The sequence below is a fragment of the Pseudomonas sp. GM60 genome (assembly GCF_000282415.1).
GTDB lineage: Bacteria > Pseudomonadota > Gammaproteobacteria > Pseudomonadales > Pseudomonadaceae > Aquipseudomonas > Aquipseudomonas migulae.
In genome coordinates, this window is the sequence record NZ_AKJI01000090.1 from 62,398 (window position 1) to 82,827 (window position 20,430).

Consider the following 20,430-nt stretch of genomic DNA (forward strand, 5'->3'; position numbering starts at 1 on the left):
GCAAGCCCGCTCCCACATTTTGATCTTCGTCTTACACAAATGCTGTGTTCACTGGAGATCCAATGTGGGAGCGGGCTTGCTCGCGAAAGCGGTGGCAGATTCACCACCAAACTCGGATCAGAAATCCAAAGTCGCCGACACCTTCAGCGTCCGCGGCGTCCCCTGTGTCAGGTACCCGCCATTCGCCGAGGCCCAATACGCCTTGTTCGCCACGTTCTCCAGATTGGCGCGCAAGGTGATGTACTTCTCATCCATCTTGAAGGCATACCGCGACCCCACATCAAAGCGGTTCCACGCCGGAATGCTCTGGGTGTTGGCGGCGTTCAGGTATTGCCCGCCGGTGCGCAGCATCCGCGCACTGAGTGCCGCGCCTTCAATTCCCGGCACGTCCCAATCTGCCCCGACGTTGAGTTGAAAACGCGGTACGCCGACGGCGCGGTTGCCGTCGTTGACCCCATTGGTGCTGCCTTCGATTTCGGTCTTCATCAGCGTCGCGCCGCTCAGCAGGCGCAGGCCATCGAGCGGCTCGCCATAAACGTTCAACTCCACGCCTTTGTTTTGTTGCTCGCCATCGACCCGAAAGATCCCGTCCTGGGTGTAGCTCGACGGTTGTTCGATGCGGTACACGCCCAGGCTCGCGCCATAGGTGTCCATGTCCAGGCGCACGCCGGCTTCGATTTGCTTGCTGCGCACCGGGGCGAAAGTCTCGTCGCGGTTGATCGCGCTGGTCGGCGGCGTGGGCCCCTTGGCCAGGCCTTCGATGCGGTTGGCGTAGAACGAAACGTGTTCCCACGGCTTGATCACCAGGCCATAGACCGGCGTGCTGATCGACTCTTCATAACTTGAAGTGCGCGCGCCGGTGGTGGTGTTCCAGCCGTCGACGTTCAGTGTCTGGCGCCGTACGCCGAGGGTGAGCAAGACGCGATCATCGATGAAGCCCAGGGTGTCGGACACCGCCGCGCTGCGCAGGGTGTTCTTGCCGACGATGCGCGGATCGTGAATGTCGCTGGCAAACGATGTGGGGCTTGGGCGCGGTTTGTCCGTGACGTCGTAGAGGTTGGTGCTGTAGCGCGTGGCGGCGCCTATGGTTTCGAACGCCGAGCGTTGCTGGCCCCAGATACCCGCGAGGCCCAGGTTCAATTGGTGACTGATCGGCCCGGTGTTCAAGTGGCCGTTGAGGCCGGTCATCAGGCTTTTGTTGTCCTCGTCGTGAGGCGAGTAGAGCATGCCACCCCGGGCATTGCCGTTGAGGTCGGTGATGGTCAGCGACGAATACACGCCGTTTTCCCGCGTGTGTTTGGCGCCGCCGGACACGTAGGCGGTCCAGTTGTCACTGAGGTCGTACTCGGCGCGGGCCATGCCGAAGGTGTCTTCCAGTTGCGAGTAGCTCCAGCTCTGTGCGTACCCGGCGTTGGCATCCGGTACCTTGGGCGCTTTGCTCAAGGTCGAATCGACATAGATCACCGAGCGGCCCTGATTGATCACCTGTTTCTGATAGCCCAGGTCCGTCGACACCCGCAGGCGATCACCTCGGTAGTCCAGGCCGACGCTGATCAGCGACGAGCGACGGTCTTCGTCATCGACGGCGGTGGCGCCTTCGCGTTGCAGCAGATTGACCCGCGCGCCGAATCGGTTGTCTTCACCAAAGCGCTGGCCCAGGTCCAGATGCCCGCCGACCCGGCCATCGTCACTGTAATCGAGGGTGACGCTGCGGGTCGGCACATCGCCGGCGCGCTTGGGTTGCAGGTTGACGCCACCGCCAATCCCGCTGCCGCTGGGCGTAACACCATTCACAAAAGCGTTCGGTCCCTTGAACAACTCGACCCGTTCCAGCGCTTCGGTGGCGATGATCTGCCGGGGCAGGATGCCGTAAAGACCGTTATAGGAAATGTCATCGGACAGCAGCGGCAAACCGCGGATCATGAACACCTGGGAGAAGTTGCCAAAGCCGGCGGACTGCCGCACCGAAGCGTCGTTGAGCAACACATCGCCCACGGTCTGCGCTTGCTGGTCGGCGATGGTTTTGGCGGTGTAACTGGTGACGCTGAAGGGCAGGTCTTTCAAGGCCTGGTTACCAAGCATGCCGATCTGCGCAACCTTGGCGACCTGACCGCCACCGTAGGTGTCCGCGTTGTCGTCGCGCAGGGCGCTGACGCTGGTGGCGCCCAGCTCCAGCGCACCGTTGGCGGCGACTCGCGGCGCCACGGTGTAACCGTTTCCGCCCGTGCTGATCAACTCGAAACCGCTGCCCTCAAGCAATTGCGCGAAGCCTGACTGCACGCTGTAGTTGCCTTGCAATCCCGGGCTCTGGCGATTGCCCAGTTGCGCCGGATCGAACGACAACGGCACGCCGACCGCCACGGCGAATTGCGCCAGGGTATGACTGAGCAGACCCGGGCCGATGTTGATGGTGTGGCTGGCGCTTTCGTTGACAGTGTCAGCGGCATGGCTGTTGATCGGCAGCCACGCGGTGAAGGCCAGTGCAACACTCAGGCTCAGGGCTTTGAGCGGGAAATCGGCGGGGCGGTGCAGGGGCGTTGAAGTCATTCGGCGTTCCTGTCGAGCGCGTGGAATTGAAGAGGTTTATCCACACACCGAACGAAACGCAGAAAGGTATCAGGGGACTGTGAAATAGTTTTTCCGCGCGATCAGACCCGCGGTTCGACCGACAGCCAATACCGGGTCAGGCTGCTGATTTTCAGCGGCAGCGTATCGCTGAGCAGGCGCAGGCTGGCGTCGGTGTCACGCAGGGAAAACGCCCCCGAGACCCGCAACCCCGCGACATCCGCATGACAGCGCAACACGCCGGGGCGATAGCGGCTCAATTCGCCGAGCAATTCATCCAGGCGCATGTTGTTCGCCAGCAACATGCCCTTGTCCCAGGCCAGGGCACTGGTGTCGAAGTTCTCGAGCGGGTCGAGGCGATTGAGCTTGAAACTCTGGCGCTCACCGGCCTTGAGGGTTGTACTCTTGGTCAGCAACTGCGGCGTGACCTCCACGAGCCCTTCGAGCACCGACACCTGACTTCGCGAGTCAGTGACCCGCACGCAAAACCGCGTACCCAGCGCACGTGCGATACCTTGCGGGGTTTCGACGATAAAGGGCCGGGCGCCGGGATCCTTGGCGGTGCTGATCAACACTTCGCCATCGAGCAGCACAACCCGGCGTTCGCGCAGGTTGAAGGCAACATCCACCGCACTGGCGGTGTTGAGCAGCACATGGCTGCCGTCCGGCAGTTGCAGGCTTTTCTGCTCGCCGACGGTCGTGCGTTGATCGGCGGTCCATTGCTGCCATGGCATACGTTGCGAGGCAATGCCCAAGGGGCCGGCCATCAGGAACACACCCAGGCACGTGAGGGTTTGGCGACGGCTGAGGCCATCCTTGTGCGCGGCCCGTTGCAGGGTCTGGATGGCCAGGTTGGCCGGTACGCTGCGGAACTCTCCGAGCAGCGCTTCGGCGCGTTGCCAGGCCAGCGCATGCTCGGCACTGCGATTGCGCCATTGGGCAATGGCCTGATGGTCGGACGGCGTCGCGCTGCCTGAATGCAACTGCACCAGCCAGTCGGCGGCTTCGCCGAGAATGTGCGGGTTGATCATCGACGAGTTCATCAAGCGACACTCAGGCAGGCGATGAACGCGGCGCGCATATGTCGTTTGACGGTGATCAGCGACACATTCAGTCGAATGGCGATCTGGGCGTACGTCAGCCCTTCGATCTGTGACAGCACGAAGGTGTCGCGAGTGACGGCGGGTAATTCGCGAAGCAAGGCTTCGATGCGCATCAGGGTTTCGAGAATCAGCAGGCGGTTTTCCGGTGACGGCACCGCGGCGACTGGCAGGTGAGCAATGGTCTCCAGATAGGCGCGCTCGATGTCCTGACGTCGCCAGCGATCAATCATCAGGCCTTTGGCGATGTGCGTCAGCAGCGCGCGAGGTTCGCTGCCCCAGGGCTTGACGACTTGCCGGGTCAACAGGCGCAGGAACGTATCGTGAGCCAGGTCCGCCGCGTCGCAGCGATTACCGAGTTTTCGATGCAGCCATCCCTGCAGCCAACCGTGGTGTTCGCTGTAGAGGGTATGGATATGCTGATTCGAAGGTTGGTCGGCTGACGACATGGGGGACTGATACTCTTTTCCGGCGTCCTGGCCTGATGCAATTAAGAATTGATCGCATTCTAGTGGCGAGGACCGAGTGCTGGCAATCAGCCTGACAGACTATTTTTTCGCCCCCCTGTAGGAGCCGGCTTGCTGGCGATAGCATCACCTCGCTCATCAATTTGCTCCGAGTTGCCCGCATCGCCAGCAAGCCGGCTCCTACAAGGGGCGGCGGCGGTCTACTCGACTTCTGAGAAATTGGATATTCCAGCAGTCGGCCTGCGGGACTAACTTAGCTCCACCCCCACTTGCTCCTGGAGCCTGCCATGAAAGCCCGTATCGATTTCTACACCGCATCGCCTGACGCACTCAAAGCCATGATCGCCCTGGAAACCGCCGTTTCGAAGCTGCCGCTGGAAAAGACCCTGATCGAACTGGTCAAGCTGCGTGCATCGCAAATCAACGGCTGCGCCTTCTGCATCGACATGCACACCGCCGATGCCATCAAGGGCGGCGAAACCCCGCGTCGCCTGTTTGCCGTGACCGCCTGGCGCGAGGCACCGTTCTTCACCGAGCGTGAACGTGCTGCGTTGCTCTGGACCGAATCCCTGACCCAACTGAGCCTGACCCACGCTCCGGACGAAGACTACGATGTGGTCGCTGCGCAGTTCAGCCCCAAGGAAATGGTCGACCTGACCGTGGCGATTTCCACCATCAACAGCTGGAACCGTCTGGCCGTAGGCTTCCGTAAAACGCCTCAGGCCTGATCAGTGAGCGTCCGCTGACGGCGCGGCCGGTGGTTGCACCTTGCGCATCAAGGGCACCATCGCCGTGGCGATGATGAAACAGACCATGATCATCAGAAACGCATCGCCGTAGGTTTGCGTCTGCGCTTCGCGGTAGGTCAGCAGCCATAACTGGTGCAGGCTGGCGGTGACACCCGCGTCACCGCTTTGGCCGAGCGTGGCGAAGTTGTTGCCGACTTGTGACAACCATTGATTCAGGGCTTCGTTGGTGCTGTTGAGGTTCTCCGCCAATCGTGTGAAGTGCAGGTTGGTACGGTCATTGAGGATCGTCGCGCAGGCCGCGATGCCAATGGCTCCCCCCAGATTGCGCATCAGGTTGAACAGCCCGGAAGCGTGTTTGAGTCGCGCCGGCGCCAGACCGCCGAGGGTCAAGGTGACCGCCGGCGGCACCGCCAATTGCTGGGCAATTCCGCGCAGCGCTTGCGGCAGCATCAACTCCTTGCCTCCCCAGTCATGGGTGATCGGGCTGAAATCCCACATCGACAAAGCGAACAACCCAAGGCCGGTCATCATGACCCAGCGCAGATCGATGCGGTTGGCCAGAAAGGCGTACAGCGGAATCGCCATGATCTGGAACACCCCGGTGGAGAAAACCGCCAGACCAATGTCCAGCGCGCCATAACCCCGCACCCGGCCGAGAAACAGCGGCGTCAGGTAAATCGTGGCAAACAGGCCGATCCCGGTGACAAACGAGAAGAAGCAGCCGAGGGCGAAGTTGCGGTCTTTGAGGGCGCGCAAATCGACGATCGGGTTGGCCACGTGCAAGGTCCGGCCGATGAACGCCAGGCCCGCCAGGCCGCTGATCCATGCGGTGGTCAGAATCGTGTGGTCACTGAACCAGTTCCAGCGTGGGCCTTCTTCGAGGGTGTATTCCAGGCAGCCGAGAAACAGCGCCAAAAACACCATGCTCAAATAGTCGGCGCCCTTGAGCAGCGACAGTTCCGGCTGGTCGATTTTCACCAGCATCGGCACCGCCACCGCAACAAAAATCCCCGGCACCAGGTTGATGTAGAACAGCCAGTGCCAGGAGGAAACATCGGTGATCCAGCCACCAATCACCGGCCCCAGTGTCGGTGCCAATGACGCCACCGCGCCGATGGTCGCGGCGGCGATCACCCGTTGTTTGCCGGTGAAGAAAAAGAACGCCGTGGTGAACACCAGCGGGATCATCGAGCCGCCAAGAAACCCTTGCAGGGCGCGGAAGGCGATCATGCTCTGAATGTTCCAGGCCGCGCCGCAGAGCAGGCTGGCCAGGGTGAAACCCACCGCGGATGCGCAGAACAGCCAGCGGGTCGAGAACACGCGGGAGAGCCAGCCGGACAGCGGAATCACGATGATCTCGGCGATCAGGTAGCTGGTCTGCACCCACGCCGTTTCGTCAGTGCCCGCCGACAACCCGCCGCCGATATCGCGCAACGAAGCCGATACGATCTGGATATCCAGCAGGGCAATGAACATGCCGATGCACATGGTGGCGAAGGCAAAGACCTTGGTCGCCGTCGCCATGCTGGCGGCGTTGAACGGCTGCGCGGGGGCGGCGAGGGCGCGGCTCATGGCGCGCTGGCCACGGCAGGCGTTTCAGGCTCCTTGCGTGTGTCGACTTCAGCGGTCACCGACAGGCCGGGACGCAGATGCCCGAGCACGCCGTCGGCAGGGTCGAGCACGATCCGCACCGGCACTCGCTGCACGATTTTGGTGAAGTTGCCGGTGGCGTTTTCCGGTGGCAACACGCTGAACTGTGAACCACTGGCCGGCGCGAGGCTGTCGAGGTGACCGTGGAATACCTGCCCCGAGAGCACGTCGGCGTGAATGATCACCGGTTGGCCCGGTGTCATGTGCGCCAATTGGTCTTCCTTGAAGTTGGCGTCGACCCACAGCCCGCTGGCCGGCACCACCGACAACTGCTGCGAACCGGCTTGCGCATAGGCACCGACCCGCGCCCGGCGATTGCCGATCACGCCATCCATCGGTGCGCGCAACTCGGTGTAGCCGACGTTCAATTGTGCCAGGTCTCGTTCGGCCCGGGCTTGCATCAATGCCGCGCGCGCCTGCTGTTTCTGAGTGTCGATCACGTTCAATTGGCGTTGCGCCGCCAGCAGTTCAGCCTGGGCCCGAGCACTCAGCGCCTGGGCGGTCTTGAAAGTGGCGTCGGCCCGTTGCGCACTTTCCACGGAGACCGCGTTGCTGCCGACCAGGCGTTTGTAGCGTGCATTGTCGTCCCGTGAGCGGGCCGTTTCAGCGCCGGTGGCGTCGATCCCCGCACGGGCCTGACCGATCACTGCGTGTTGCAGTTGTTCAGTGGCGTCGAGGTTGGCCAACAAGGCTTCTTGCGCGGCCACCGCGCCTTCGGCCTTGGACAGGTTGGCGCGGTAGTCACGGGAATCGAGGCGGATCAACACATCGCCGGCCTTCACTTTCTGGTTGTCGCTGACCAGCACCTCTTCGATGTAACCCGCAACCTTCGGCCCGATCACCGTCACGTCGCCGCCAATGTAGGCGTCGTCGGTTTCTTCGATGAAACGCCCGGCGGTCCACCAATGGGCGGCGTAAAGGCCTGCAAATACCAGGGCAGCAATGGCCAGCGTCAGCAGGATCAGGCGCTTGAGCAGGGGAGGCTTGGGTGTGCTCACCGCAACGGCAACGTCGGGTTCAAGGCTGGGCATGCTGGTCATGGAGGATTACCTGTGGGAATCGGCGTTTAATTACGTGCGTAATATGACGTATGTAATATTTGGTCGCAATTAATTTCTGCTGCCGATCGTCAGGTGCCTATTTTCGCCAGTGGCCAGGGGTGATGCCGGTCATGTCCTTGAAGAAGGCAATAAACGCACTGTCACTGGCAAAACCCAGTGCGAAGGCGCTGTAACCGATGTTTCTGCCGGTGGTGAGCAGTTCGATGGCCCGCATCAACCGCCACTGTTGGCGCCATTGCTGATAGCTCATACCGGTTTCACGCTGGAAGATTCGCCCGATGGTTCGGCCGCTGGCGCCGATCTGCGCTTGCAGGACCTGAAGTTCGGGCGGTAGCTGATCGAGCGTTGCAAGCAGCGGCGCCAGGCGTTTGTCCCAGGGCAATGGCAGCAGCATCGTCTGCTGTGCGGCGTCGCGGATTTCGCTGAGGCACAGGCCCAGTAAATGAAAGAATTTGCCGTGCTGCCAATCGGTGTCGAAGTCTGCCTGGGCAACCGCCTCCAGCACGGCCCGCAGCAATGGGCTGACTTCAATCACGCAGACGTGTTGCGGCAGCTCGGCGCACAGCGAAGGTGTCAGGTAAATCGAGCGGTAGTCGACGCTCTGTTGCATCACCGCGCGGTGTGTCACCCCGCAGGGAATCCACGCTGCGCGGGAGGGCGGCAGCAGGCACAACTGCTGCGCGAGGGTAATGCGCGTGCAGCCCTGGCGGGTGAACAGCAACTGCCCTCGTTGATGTTGATGTAAACCGGAGTCGTGATCGCCAAGGGTGGCGGCGATTCCGATCACGGCGGCGGGATAGCTGTCGGGGTCGAATTGCGCGTGTGCATCCAGCCAGGCCATGGTTTGTCCGATTTCATCGATTAGTTGTCCGGGTTTTGATAATACGTCAGTCACGGTTTCATAAGCTGCTCGCCAGTTTTCCTGGGGAGTGAAGTCGTGATGAGTTACAAAAAATTGTTGGTGTTGACCATCGCTTTGCTGATGTTCCCGCAGATCGCCCAAACCCTTTACAGCCCGGCATTGGCGGACATCGGCCAGGCCTTCGCGGTCGGGCCGCAGGCGGCGGCGCACATGCTTTCCGTGTATTTCCTGGCCTTTGCGTTTGGTGTGGTGGCGTGGGGCCGGATGTGCGACCGCATCGGACGTCGACCGTCGATGCTCGCCGGCCTGGGGGTGTACGCCGGCGCATCGTTGCTGGCGCTGAACGTTCGCACGTTCGATGCGTTGTTGATGGCGCAGGCGCTGGCGGCGTTCGGTGCGGCAGTGGGCTCGGTGGTGACGCAAACCGTGCTGCGCGACCGCTTCAAGGGCGCGGAACTGGCGCACGTGTTTTCGCTGATGGGCATTGCGCTGGCGGCCAGTCCGGCGATTGGCCTGTTCACCGGGGCGAGCCTGGTGGAAGGTTTCGGGTATCGAGGTGTCGTGGCGTGTCTGTTGCTGTTGTCCGCGGCGCTCTGGCTGTGGTGCCTGCGCGTCCTGCCCGAAACACGACCGCAGCAGGTGACGACACCGGCCTTGTTCGAGACGCTGTGGCGAATGCTGGGCGACCGCGATATCTGGCATTCGACGTTGCTGGTCGCGCTGTTCAACATTGCCTTGTTCAGCTACTACAGCCTCGGTCCTTTCGTGTTCCAGCGACTGGGCTTGAGCGCGCAGTGGTTCGGTTACAGCGGGGTGATCCTCGCGCTGGGTTCCGGTCTCGGTGCCTGGCTCAACCAGCGGCTGTTGCGTCGAGGCGTGAGTGGCCCGCAGCTGATTCAGCTGGCGGCGATGCTGGTGTGGGTGGGGGCCAGTGGCGTATGGCTGATGCAAGAAAGCCTTGGGTTTGTATTGCCGATGCTGCTGGTGGTGCTGGCGTTCGGGATGGCCATCCCGAACATTCTAGGCTCGGCACTCGCCAGTTATGGGGACCGGCTGGGCACGGCGGGCGCGCTGTTCGGATTGTTGTATTACCTGTTGATCGGCGGCGGGCTGATGCTGGTGGCCTGGGCACAAGCGTTGGGCGAAACCCTGATGGTGTGCGGTGGGTTGGCGATGTTGCTGGCACACACGAGAAGCCGTTTGGTTATTGACCGATGTGCAAACTGACAGGAACTCACTCAAACGCCTTGCCGGCGGTGGGGCCTTGGGATATGCATCGATCATGCGGACGTCATCGCCGGCAAGCCGGCTCCTACAGTGGCTCGGTGTGAACGTTGAAACTGGCGTTCACACAAACCCCTTGTAGGAGCCGGCTTGCTGGCGATAGGTCCTTTGGACTTGCATCGATCATGCGGCCGCCATCGCCGGCAAGCCGGCTCCTACAGTGGATCGGTGTGAGCGTTGAAACTGGCGTTCACACAAAACTCTTGTAGGAGCCGGCTTGCCGGCGATGGGGCCTTTGGATGTGCATCGATCATGCGGACGCCATCGCCAGCAAGCCGGCTCCTACAGTGGATCGATGTGAACGTTGAAACTGGCGTTCACACAAAACCCTTGTAGGAGCCGGCTTGCCGGCGATGGGGCCTTTGGATGTGCATCGATCATGCGGACGTCATCGCCGGCAAGCCAGCGCCTACAGGACTGCGTTAATCCTCGCGTTTGACGACCAAGGTGAGGATGTCGTAACTGGCGACCAGTTCACCCAGCTGGTTGGTGACTTCCACGTCCCATGCCACCACGCCCTGCGGAATGCCCTGCGGGCTCTTTTTGCCCTGATCGATTTTGCGTTTGCAGGTCAGGCGCGCCTGGATGGTGTCGCCGATGCCCACCGGGTTGATGAAGCGCAACGTATCCAGGCCGTAGTTGGCCAGCACGGGGCCTGGCGCCGGGGAGACGAACAGACCGGCCGCCGCCGACAGCACGAAGTAGCCGTGGGCGATGCGTTTGCCGAATTGCGATTCCTTGGCGGCAATCTCGTCGAAGTGCATGTAGAAGTGATCGCCGGACAGGCAACCGAAGTTCACCAGATCGGCCTCGGTCACGGTGCGACGGTGGGTCAGCAGCGATTCGCCGATCTGCAGGTCCTGGAAGAACCGGCGGAACGGATGCACCTCGGTCTCGATGACCTTGGCGCCGCGCACGTATTCACCGGTGACGGCGGCGAGCATGGTCGGCGAGCCTTGCACGGCGGCGCGTTGCAGGTAGTGTTTCACTGCGCGCAGACCACCGAGCTCTTCACCGCCACCGGCACGACCCGGCCCGCCATGCTTGAGTTGTGGCAGGGGCGAACCGTGGCCGGTGGATTCGGCGGCAGATTCGCGGTCCAGCACCAGCAAGCGACCGTGCCAGGCTGCCGCGACGGGAATGGCTTTGGCCGCGATCTGCGGATCCTTGGTGATCAGGCTCGCCACCAGGCTGCCTTTACCGCGTGCGGCCAGGGCCAGTGCTTCGTCGAGGTCGTCATAGGCCATCAGCGTGCTGACCGGGCCGAATGCTTCGATGTCGTGCGCGCCGCCTTCAGCGTGCGGGTCGCGGGCCTGCAACAGGGTCGGCGCGAAGAACGCACCCTGGCTGACGTTTTCGCCACGCGGTTCAAAACCGTCGCGAGCGCCGAACAGCATGTCGCTGCTCTGCAGCAGGCTTTCCAGACGCTCGGCGACGTCTTTTTGCTGATCGTGAGAGGCCAGTGCCCCCATGCGCACGCCTTCCACCGACGGGTCGCCGACCACGACTTTCTTCAGGCGATCGCGCAAACGGGTCGCGACGGCATCGATGTGTTTGGCCGGCACAATCGCCCGGCGGATGGCGGTGCATTTCTGCCCGGCCTTGGTGGTCATTTCCCGTGCGACTTCCTTGATGAACAGCTCGAACTCTTCGTCGTCCGGGGTCACGTCCGGGGCGAGGATCGCGCAGTTCAGCGAGTCGGCTTCGGCGTTGAACGGCACCGAGTTGCGGATCAGGTTCGGATTGACCCGCAACTTCGCGGCAGTGTCGGCCGAACCGGTGAACGTCACCACGTCCTGGCCTTGCAGGCGGTCGAGCAAGTCACCGGTGCTGCCGATGATCAGTTGCAGGCTGCCCGCCGGCAGCAAGCCGGATTCGTCCATCAGCCGCACCACGGCTTCGGTCAGGTAGCTGGTGGCGCTGGCCGGTTTGACGATGCACGGCATGCCGGCGAGAAAGCTCGGCGCGAATTTTTCCAGCATGCCCCAGATCGGGAAGTTGAATGCATTGATGTGCACCGCCAGACCACCGCGAGGCACCAGAATGTGCGTGCCGGCGAAGGTGCCGAGCTTGCTCAGCTGCATCGCCGGGCCTTCGTGGACGATGTTGCCCGACGGCAGTTCCCGCGAGCCGAGGCTGGCGTAGGTGAACAGCGTGCTGTTGCCGCCCTCGATATCGATCCAGCTGTCGGCGCGGGTGGCGCCGCTGTGGTGGGAGATCGCGTAGAGCTGCTCCTTGCGTTCGCTCAGGTACAAGGCCAGTGCCTTGAGACGTTGCGCCCGTTGCTGGAAGTCCAGCGCCATCAAGCCGCTGATGCCTTGGCGACGACCGTGCTCGACGGCTTCGGCGAAGTCCGGACGTTCCTCGTGGGTGCGTGCGATCTCGTGGCCGTCGATGGCGCTGCGCAGCACCTGGGCACCGTGTTGGCCGATCCAGCGACCGGCGATGAAACTTTGCAGGGTAGGGGCGTGAGACATCACGATTCCTCCAGGTTGTGAAAGGTGTTGGCGCGGCGGTAACCGCGCCCTTCAGGGATTACCAAAGCGCCACGGTGTAACCGACGATCAGCCGGTTTTCATCGAGGGCGGTGTTCAGGCCATTGCCGGAGCGGAAGGTCACGTTGCGCCAGCGCAGGCTGACGTCCTTGAACACGCCGCTCTGGATGACGTAACTGATATCGGTGTCGCGCTCGCGCTCACGGCCGTTGTCGACGGTGCCGGCCTTGACGTGGCGACCGTCGGTGTAGCGGGTCATGAAGGTCAGGCCGGGAATGCCTTGCGCCGCGAAATCGTAGTCGTAACGCAACTGCCAGGAGTCCTCGTCGGCGCGGGTGTAGGTGTTGAAGGTCACCAGGTTGACCACGTACGGATCGCCGCCGTTGAGGAACGGAAAGGCACTGTCGCCGGACAACTGCTGGTACGTGGCGCTGACCTTGTGGGCACCGTGGGACACGGTGAACATGCTGTTGAAGTTGCGGTTATCGATGCGCCCGGCGCGTTCGGCGCCGTCGCCCCGGCTGTCGAAATAGCGCAAGTCGCTGCGCAGATTGAAACCGTTGCCCAGCGGTTGGGTATGCACCAACCCGACAAATTGCTGGCGATAAATCTGATCGAGCTTGCCGTAGTAGTAGCTCAGGTTCAGTTGCGGACTGAACGCGTAGCTGCCGCCGGCAAAGTCGAAGTGATCACTGCTGGCGGCGGCGTAACCGATGTCATCGTTGCTGGAGGAATCCCGCAGGTTGGCCTTGGTCAGGCGCCCGGTATTCAGCGTCAGGCCACTGATTTCCTGGCTGGTCAGCAAGCCGCCTTCGAACGTCGAACCGAGCAGGCGGGTGTCGTTGTAAGTCGCCACCGGTATCAGAGGTTGCAGGGTGCCGAGCTTCAACACGCTTTTCGACACCCGCACCTTGCCGGTCAGCCCCAGTTCGCTGAACTCGTCCGCCGGCTCATGGCTTTTCGGACCGAAGGGCAGCAGCCCGGTGCCACGGCGATCCGGGCTGGAGTCGAGTTTCAATCCCAGCTCCCCCAACGCATCGAGACCGAAGCCTAAAGTACCGTCGGTGAACCCGGACTCGATGCGTGCAGTGAAACCCTGCGCCCATTCTTCAGCCTTGGATTGCGCCGCGTTGTCCTGACGGAAATCGCGATTGATGTAGTGGTTGCGCATTTCAATGCGGGCCTTGCTGTCGTCGATGAAGTCGGCCATGGCGCTGGGGGCGACCATGGGCAGGCTCAATGCGGCGGCCAGCGAAAACAGTGATTCGTAAGGTGCAGAACGTGCGGGCTTCATTGTTTTTATTCCCTGCCATCAGTCGGTCGTTATTAGTGCTTGCTGGCGCCGGAGGCACCGATGCCGGTCATCGAACGGATGAACTGAGCCAGGTAGCGGCCGCGCTCAAGGGCCGCTCGCGGCGAGGTGTCGGTGACCGAAAACAGCCAGGCACTGAAAAACGCGAGGCTCATGGAAAACAGCGCCGGGTTGGAGTACGGGAACAGCGCCTTGTCGTGATGCAACACGTTGACCCACACCGCCGGGCTCAGCACCAGCAGGACAATCGCCGAGACCAGCCCCGTCAGGCTGCCGGTGACCGCGCCGCGAGTGGTCAGGCCTTTCCAGTACATCGAAAGGAACAGCACCGGGAAATTCACCGACGCGGCGATGGCCAGCACCAGGCCGGAAAGGAACGCAATGTTCTGCGATTCGAACAGCAGGCCGAGGATGATCGCCAGCACGCCGATGCACAGCGTGGCTATGCGCGAGACGCGGATTTCCTGCTGCTCGGTGGCCTGTCCCTTGCGCATCACGCAGGCATACAAATCGTGGGACACCGCCGAGGCGCCGGACAACGCCAGGCCTGCAACCACCGCCAGAATGGTGGCGAAGGCCACCGCCGAGATGAAGCCGAGGAACAGGTTGCCGCCCACGGCTTGCGCCAGGTGCACGGCAATCATGTTGCCGCCGCCGATGATCGCGCCGCTGGCATCGCGGAACGCAGGATCGGTGCCGACCATGACGATGGCGCCGAAGCCGACGATGATCAGCAGCAAGTAGAAGTAGCCGATGAAACCGGTGGCGTAGAACACGCTTTTACGCGCTTCCTTGGCATCGCTGACGGTGAAGAAACGCATCAGGATGTGCGGCAGGCCGGCGGTGCCGAACATCATGCCCAGCCCCAGCGAGATCGCATCGATCGGGTTCGACAGCAAGCCACCGGGCGCCATGATCGCGCTGCCCTTGGCGTGTACGGCAGTGGCGCCGGCGAACATCGCTTCGGTGCTGAAACCGAAATGCTTGAGCACCATGAATGCCATGAACGTGGTGCCGAACAGCAGCATCACCGCTTTGATGATCTGCACCCACGTGGTGGCGAGCATGCCGCCGAAGGTCACGTAGAACACCATCAACACACCGACCAGCATCACCGCGTAGAGGTAGTCGATGCCGAACAGCAACTCGATCAATTTGCCGGCACCGACCATCTGCGCCACCAGGTACATCAACGCGACAGTCAGGGTGCCGAACGCCGAGGTCAGGCGCACCGGGGTTTGCTCCAGGCGATAAGAGACCACGTCGGCGAACGTATATTTGCCGAGGTTGCGCAGGCGCTCAGCGATCAGGAACAGGATGATCGGCCAGCCCGCCAACACGCCCAGGGCGTAGAGCAAGCCGTCGTAGCCATTGAGAAACATCATCGCCGAGATGCCGAGGAAGGACGCCGCCGAGATCATGTCGCCGGCAATCGCCAGGCCGTTCTGGAAGCCAGTCATGCCACCGCCGGCGGTGTAGAAGTCGCTGGCGGAACGGGTACGCAATGCGGCCCAACGCGTGACGCCGAGGGTGAACAGCACGAACACCAGGAACATGCCGATGGCGTTCCAGTTCAGTGGGCGGGACGCGCCGTCGGCGGCGACCGCGAAGTCGGTGACTGCTGCCAGCGGCAACAGGAACAACGCCAGGAGCCGGCTCATCGGGCGCACTCCTGTTTCAGCTTTTCGTTGAGCGGATCAATCACGTTGTTGGCGCGATAGACGTAGAAACCGGTCAGCGCGAAGGCCAACACCACAATCACCACACCGACCAGCATGCCCACCGAAGTCACGCCGCCGCTCAAGGACTGGCCGAGGGTGGCGGGGGAGAACGCCACCAGCAACACGAAGCCGAAATAGATCACCAGCATGATCAGCGACAGCGACCAGTACAGGTTTTGTTTGCGACGAACCAGCTGGATGAAATCGGGGTGCTGGCGGATGAGTTCTACGTCAGTGGGTGTCATGGCACGCTCTCTGTTGTTTTTGTTGTGGGGGTGAAACGTGGTGTTTCGGCGTAATGCCTACAGAAACCGGATTCCGGCAGGCAGTACACGAAACCTGTAGGAGCTGGCTTGCCAGCGATGACGGTCTGACGTTCGCGGTGATTTAACGGACCTCATCGCCGGCAAGCCGGCTCCTACAAGGGTTGTGGTGATCTTCAGAGTTGGTCGAAATCCAGGATGACTTTGTCGCTGACCGGATACGCCTGGCACGACAGCACGTAACCGGCAGCCACTTCGTAGTCTTCCAGGGCGTGGTTGCTGTCCATTTCCACTTCGCCTTCGATGACCTTGCATTTGCACGTCGAGCACACGCCGGCCTTGCACGAGTAAGGCAATTCGGCGCCCTGGGCGTTGCCGGCATCGAGGATGCTCTGGCTGTTGCGCGGCAGGTCGAAGGCCAGCGCGCGGCCGTCGCTGATGACGGTGATCTGACTGACCGCCGCATCAACTTGCCGTGCAGCCTCGCGAGCCTCGCGTTTTTGCTGGCTGCCGGCGGCGGCAAACAGTTCGAAATGGATGCGCTCCGGTGCCATGCCCTTGGCCTTGAGGCTGTCGCGCACGGTTTCGGTCATCTCCTGCGGGCCACAGATGAATGCCGCATCAAGGGCTTTGACATCGAGCCAGCGGGAGAACAGTTGCTCGCATTTCTCGGCGTTGATCCGGCCGTTGTACAGGTCGACATCCTGCTGCTCGCGACTGAACACGAAGATCAGGTTCAGACGCTGCAAGTAGCGGTTTTTCAGATCTTCGAGCTGTTCACGGAACAGCGCGCCGGAACTTGAGCGGTTGCCGTACAGCAGCGTGACGCGGCTGTGCGGTTCGGTTTGCAGGGTGGTCTTGATGATCGACAGGATCGGCGTGATGCCGCTGCCCGCCGCCACGGCCAGGTAATGACCGTGGCGTTGTGGGTCGAGTTCGACGCAGAAGTGCCCGGCCGGCGGCATCACTTCCAGGCTATGCCCGGCCTTCAGCTGCTCATTGGCGAATGCGGAGAAACGCCCGCCGGCCACACGCTTGATCGCGACGCGCAGTTCGCCGTCATTGACGCCGGTGCAGATCGAATACGAACGACGCACTTCTTCGCCATCCATCTGCGTGCGCATCACCAGGTGCTGGCCCTGGGTGAAGTGAAAACTGTCTTGCAGGTGCTGCGGAATATCGAAGGCGATGGACACCGCGTCACGGGTTTCGGCGCGCACGTCCTTGATGGTCAGGCTGTGAAATTTGCTCATTATTGTTCTCCAGCTGGGACGGCCGATCGCCGCTCAGATGCACTTGAAATAGTCGAACGGCTCGCGGCAATCGACGCAGCGGTACAGCGCCTTGCACGCGGTGGAACCGAACTCGCTGAGCACTTCGGTGTGCGCGCTGCCGCATTGCGGGCAGACGATCACCGGGCTTTCGCCGAGCAGGCTGCGTTTGCTGGTGCTGCCGTCGGGCGGTGCGATGCCATAAGCGCGCAGGCGTTCGCGGCCGATATCGGTGATCCAGTCGGTGGTCCACGCCGGGGTCAATTTGCGTTCCAGTTGCGGTGCCCTGAAGCCGGCAAGCTCCAGCGCATCGCGGATGTCGCTTTCAATCACCTCGGTGGCGGGGCAGCCGGAGTAGGTCGGCGTGACCACCACGTGCAAGTGGCCGGCTTGCCAGTCGAGATCGCGCACGATGCCGAGGTCGACCACGCTGACCACCGGCACTTCCGGGTCCATGACCTGCGCCAGGGTCGCCCACGCGGCGGCCAGGTCGGTCGGTTGGGCCGGCCGGGCGCCGAGGTCGCTGGCGATCAGCTCACCAGGTTGCATCGGGGTACGCTCGTGGCAGGAATTGCATCTCCGCCAACAGGATGCCGAGGTGTTCGGTGTGCAGGCCCTTGCGCGCATTCAGGTAGAAATAGCTCGGCGCGGCAGGCACCGGCAGGGTGGCACTGGCGAAAATCTCGTTGACCCTGGCTTGCCACGCGGCGGCGACGGTGGCGATGTCCGGGGTGATGCCGGCTTCGCACAGACGCTGTTCGCTGTCATCGGCAGCGATCAGTTCCACGGTAAAGCGCCAGACCTCAGGGATCGCCGCGAGCATGCGCTTGTGGCTTTCCTCGGTGCCGTCGCCCAGACGCTCGACCCACTCGCTGGAGCGGCGCAGGTGATAGGTGACTTCCTTTACGGCTTTGGCAGCGATCCCGGCGATGCGCTCATCGCTGGACTGGCTCAAACCTTTAAGCACTTCCAGGTGCCAGGCGTCATACAGGAACTGTTTGAGGATGGTCACCGCGTAATCGCCGTTGGGTTGTTCCACCAGCAGCAGGTTGCGATAGGCGCGCTCATCGCGACGGAACGCCAGATGATCGGCATCGCGATCGTCGCCCAGCAGTTCAGCGGCGTATTCCAGCCAGTTGCGCGCCTGGCCGACGAGGTCGAGGCCGACGTTCATCAGCGCCAGTTCTTCTTCCAGCGCCGGCGCCTTGCCGCACCATTGGCACAGGCGCTGGCCCTGGATCAGGGCGCTGTCGCCGAGGCGCAGCAGGTATTCGATCAGATCGGTGTTGTTATTCATGGTCGACCTCACATGTGCCCGACTTCGGCCGGCAGCTCGTAGAAGCTGGCATGGCGATAAACCTTGTCGTCCGACGGGTCGAACAGCGGGTCTTTTTCATCCGGCGACGAGGCGGTGATCAGTGCCGACGGCACGACCCACAGGCTCACGCCTTCGCTGCGACGGGTGTACAACTCACGCGCGTTCTCGATGGCCATGGTGGTGTCGGCGGCATGCACGCTGCCGACGTGCTTGTGGTTGAGGCCGTGCTTGCTGCGCACGAAGACTTCGAAAAGGGTCCATTCGGACATGGCGGTGTCTCCAGATCAGGTGGCCGAATCAGGCGGCGTTCTTGTTTTGTTTTTTGCGGGCGTGGGCAACTGCGGCTTCGCGGACCCAGGCGCCGTCTTCAATGGCTTTGCGGCGGGTGGCGACGCGTTCCTGGTTGCACGGGCCGTTGCCCTTGAGCACTTCGTAGAACTCGCTCCACTGGATTTCACCGAAGTCGTAATGGCCGCGTTCGGCGTTCCACTTCAGGTCCGGATCGGGGCAGGTGCAACCGAGCAATTCGAGTTGCGGGATGGTCTGGTCGATGAAGCGCTGGCGCAGTTCGTCGTTGCTCTGGCGCTTGATTTTCCAGGCCATGGACTGGGCGCTGTTCGGCGAGTGTTCGTCGCTCGGGCCGAACATCATCAGCGACGGCCACCACAGGCGGTTGATCGCGTCCTGGACCATGTCTTTTTGCGCCTGATTGCCGTGGCGCATCATGGTCAGAAGGATTTCGTAGCCTTGGCGCTGGTGGAAACTTTCTTCCTTGCAGATGCGCACCATGGCCCGGGAGTAGGGGCCGTATGAGGTGCGTTGCAACACCACCTGATTGACGATCGCGGCGCCGTCCACCAGCCAGCCCACTGCGCCCATGTCGGCCCAGTTAAGGGTCGGGTAGTTGAAGATGCTCGAGTACTTGGCCTTGCCGCTGTGCAGCTTGGCGATTTCTTCGTCGCGGTCGGCGCCGAGGGTTTCCATGGCGCTGTACAGGTACAGGCCGTGGCCGGCTTCGTCCTGAATCTTGGCCATCAATTGCAGTTTGCGTTTGAGCGATGGCGCGCGGGTGACCCAGTTGCCTTCGGGCAGCATGCCGACGATTTCCGAGTGGGCGTGCTGCGAGATCTGCCGAATCAGGGTCTGGCGATAGGCATCAGGCATCCAGTTTTTCGCTTCGATCTTGATTTCTGAATCGATTTTTTCCTGGAAGGCGCGTTCCTGTTCGGACATTTCCGACAGGTCCTTGATGCGCTTAACGCCGGTTTCTACGAGCTGTGCGTACATTGGGGGTCTCCCGCCTTGAATCTGATCGAGGGCATGGAGAACTTTATAAGCGATACAGAATTTAATATCAAACAGAAAATATCGTGTCGTATGTTTTTTTGTATCGCTTTCGACGTAAGGGGCAAGTCCGGTTTCTGGACAGCCTGATGGCGCCTTAGTAGCATCCGCCGCTTACCGGCTAGGCGACTCGTCGTCGGTGACGGAATTTCAAGGAGTGGGCATGCAGGATTTCACCTTCGGTAAGGTCAGGATTCATTTCCACATCGAGCATGGGGTGGTGATCAGCAACACGCCGAGCCGTGGGGTGATCTGGATCAGAACGAAGGAGGGCGAAGAGCGCCGTCTGGAATATGGTTTTGAAGATTTCCAGTTGCGTAAAGGTCATGAGGTATCCGTGATCTACGCAAGCAGTTCACACAAGGAATATGTGTGTCCGGTAGTGCTGCGCAATCACCATCTTTCGCTCAGTTATGCCTTGGGTTCGAGTGATGTTATCTATAAGGAGATGGCCAAGCCGCTGACCTGGTCCTGGCTGGTTTTGGTGGCGCTGATCGTCCCGTCATCGTTTATTGCCAAGTGGTTTGGTCATTTTGGAGGAGGCTTTGTACTGCCATTCATCTATTGGCTGGGGGTGGCCAAGCTCGACGACATGCGCAAAGCGCGACTGATCCCGGCGCTGGGTGCTCACATCGATAGTCTGGACAGGCGCGTCACTGCCAGGCGCATCGTCGCCAGAGTTCTCTCGCGTAATCGCTGATGGCGAGGTTCTGACTCCTTCGTTGTGGTTCGCATGCCCCCTGTAGGAGCTGGCTTGTCGGGTCGCCGCATCGCAGCGATGGTCGTCAACGATAACGCGTGCTGCCTGAATGAACGCGTCGTCCAAACGCTTTTCGCCGGCAAGCCGGCTCCTACAGGGAATCCCATACGCTTTTGATTTCCACCACTCATCAGGCCGAGCGTTAGCTCGCCTTCCGCTTTTGATCTGAGCGCCCCCTCGAGAGGCCGAGTGGAGGTTCTGCGCAGTG

General features: G+C 61.7%; 18 protein-coding genes. 3 read left to right on the forward strand and 15 right to left on the reverse strand.

The genetic code is table 11. The features are described from left to right. Positions 1-117 precede the first annotated feature (117 nt). From PMI32_RS07780 to PMI32_RS07770, 3 genes are all read right to left on the reverse strand, one after another. Positions 118-2,547 carry a TonB-dependent receptor gene (locus tag PMI32_RS07780; protein ID WP_008032358.1) on the reverse strand — a complete coding sequence of 810 codons (2,430 nt, stop codon included), beginning with the start codon at positions 2,545-2,547 and terminating at the stop codon, positions 118-120. 101 nt (positions 2,548-2,648) lie between these two features. Then, a complete protein-coding gene (locus PMI32_RS07775; RefSeq protein WP_008032359.1) occupies positions 2,649-3,608 on the reverse strand; it encodes a FecR domain-containing protein in 960 nt (319 codons plus the stop codon). Further along, positions 3,608-4,114 (reverse strand): sigma-70 family RNA polymerase sigma factor, encoded by a 507-nt coding sequence (locus PMI32_RS07770; RefSeq protein ID WP_008032360.1) that lies wholly within the window; start codon positions 4,112-4,114, stop codon positions 3,608-3,610. The genes PMI32_RS07775 and PMI32_RS07770 overlap by 1 nt, the downstream gene beginning before the upstream one ends. Before the next feature lie 305 nt (positions 4,115-4,419). On the opposite strand from PMI32_RS07770, the gene PMI32_RS07765 reads away from it, so the two are divergent. Beyond that, a complete protein-coding gene (locus PMI32_RS07765; RefSeq protein WP_008032361.1) occupies positions 4,420-4,860 on the forward strand; it encodes a carboxymuconolactone decarboxylase family protein in 441 nt (146 codons plus the stop codon). Here the strand turns inward: PMI32_RS07765 and PMI32_RS07760 are convergent, their stop codons facing one another. The 3 genes from PMI32_RS07760 to PMI32_RS07750 all read right to left on the reverse strand — a co-directional run bounded on the left by PMI32_RS07760 (position 4,861) and on the right by PMI32_RS07750 (position 8,433). After that, positions 4,861-6,453, reverse strand: a complete 1,593-nt coding sequence (locus PMI32_RS07760; protein ID WP_008032363.1) for a DHA2 family efflux MFS transporter permease subunit — start codon at positions 6,451-6,453, stop codon at positions 4,861-4,863. Continuing rightward, positions 6,450-7,571: an HlyD family secretion protein gene (locus PMI32_RS07755; protein WP_008032365.1), complete on the reverse strand. Its 1,122-nt coding sequence runs from the start codon at positions 7,569-7,571 to the stop codon at positions 6,450-6,452. Before PMI32_RS07755 ends, PMI32_RS07760 begins: the two co-directional genes overlap by 4 nt. Before the next feature lie 97 nt (positions 7,572-7,668). After that, complete coding sequence (locus PMI32_RS07750) at positions 7,669-8,433, reverse strand: AraC family transcriptional regulator (protein WP_008032367.1); 765 nt, start codon at positions 8,431-8,433, stop codon at positions 7,669-7,671. A 99-nt stretch (positions 8,434-8,532) separates the two neighbouring features. Between PMI32_RS07750 and PMI32_RS07745 the strand changes: the two genes are divergently transcribed. Beyond that, entirely contained in the window at positions 8,533-9,681 is a 1,149-nt protein-coding gene (locus tag PMI32_RS07745) for an MFS transporter (RefSeq protein ID WP_008032369.1), read from the forward strand. 479 nt (positions 9,682-10,160) lie between these two features. On the opposite strand, the gene paaZ is transcribed toward PMI32_RS07745, so the two are convergent. The 9 genes from paaZ to paaA all read right to left on the reverse strand — a co-directional run bounded on the left by paaZ (position 10,161) and on the right by paaA (position 19,405). Further along, positions 10,161-12,215, reverse strand: coding sequence for a phenylacetic acid degradation bifunctional protein PaaZ (paaZ, locus tag PMI32_RS07740; RefSeq protein ID WP_008032371.1), 2,055 nt, complete (start codon positions 12,213-12,215; stop codon positions 10,161-10,163). A gap of 58 nt (positions 12,216-12,273) precedes the next feature. After that, complete coding sequence (locus PMI32_RS07735; RefSeq protein ID WP_008032372.1) at positions 12,274-13,527, reverse strand: OprD family porin; 1,254 nt, start codon at positions 13,525-13,527, stop codon at positions 12,274-12,276. Between the two features lie 32 nt (positions 13,528-13,559). Further along, positions 13,560-15,206 carry a cation acetate symporter gene (locus PMI32_RS07730; RefSeq protein ID WP_008032374.1) on the reverse strand — a complete coding sequence of 549 codons (1,647 nt, stop codon included), beginning with the start codon at positions 15,204-15,206 and terminating at the stop codon, positions 13,560-13,562. Further along, positions 15,203-15,511 carry a DUF485 domain-containing protein gene (locus tag PMI32_RS07725; RefSeq protein ID WP_008032377.1) on the reverse strand — a complete coding sequence of 103 codons (309 nt, stop codon included), beginning with the start codon at positions 15,509-15,511 and terminating at the stop codon, positions 15,203-15,205. Before PMI32_RS07725 ends, PMI32_RS07730 begins: the two co-directional genes overlap by 4 nt. Positions 15,512-15,705: 194 nt before the next feature. Beyond that, entirely contained in the window at positions 15,706-16,782 is a 1,077-nt protein-coding gene (paaE, locus tag PMI32_RS07720; RefSeq protein ID WP_008032379.1) for a 1,2-phenylacetyl-CoA epoxidase subunit PaaE, read from the reverse strand. Positions 16,783-16,815: 33 nt separating this feature from the next. Then, the gene (gene paaD, locus PMI32_RS07715) at positions 16,816-17,349 is read right to left on the reverse strand and encodes a 1,2-phenylacetyl-CoA epoxidase subunit PaaD (protein WP_008032381.1); all 534 of its coding nucleotides are present in this window, start codon (positions 17,347-17,349) and stop codon (positions 16,816-16,818) included. After that, a complete protein-coding gene (gene paaC / locus PMI32_RS07710; protein WP_008032384.1) occupies positions 17,336-18,097 on the reverse strand; it encodes a 1,2-phenylacetyl-CoA epoxidase subunit PaaC in 762 nt (253 codons plus the stop codon). Before paaC ends, paaD begins: the two co-directional genes overlap by 14 nt. A gap of 8 nt (positions 18,098-18,105) precedes the next feature. Beyond that, positions 18,106-18,387, reverse strand: a complete 282-nt coding sequence (paaB, locus tag PMI32_RS07705; protein ID WP_007943393.1) for a 1,2-phenylacetyl-CoA epoxidase subunit PaaB — start codon at positions 18,385-18,387, stop codon at positions 18,106-18,108. 28 nt (positions 18,388-18,415) lie between these two features. After that, complete coding sequence (gene paaA, locus PMI32_RS07700; protein ID WP_008032385.1) at positions 18,416-19,405, reverse strand: 1,2-phenylacetyl-CoA epoxidase subunit PaaA; 990 nt, start codon at positions 19,403-19,405, stop codon at positions 18,416-18,418. 220 nt (positions 19,406-19,625) lie between these two features. Here paaA and PMI32_RS07695 point away from each other — a divergent pair, with 220 nt between their 5' ends. After that, positions 19,626-20,162 carry a hypothetical protein gene (locus PMI32_RS07695; protein WP_008032387.1) on the forward strand — a complete coding sequence of 179 codons (537 nt, stop codon included), beginning with the start codon at positions 19,626-19,628 and terminating at the stop codon, positions 20,160-20,162. Positions 20,163-20,430 lie beyond the last annotated feature (268 nt).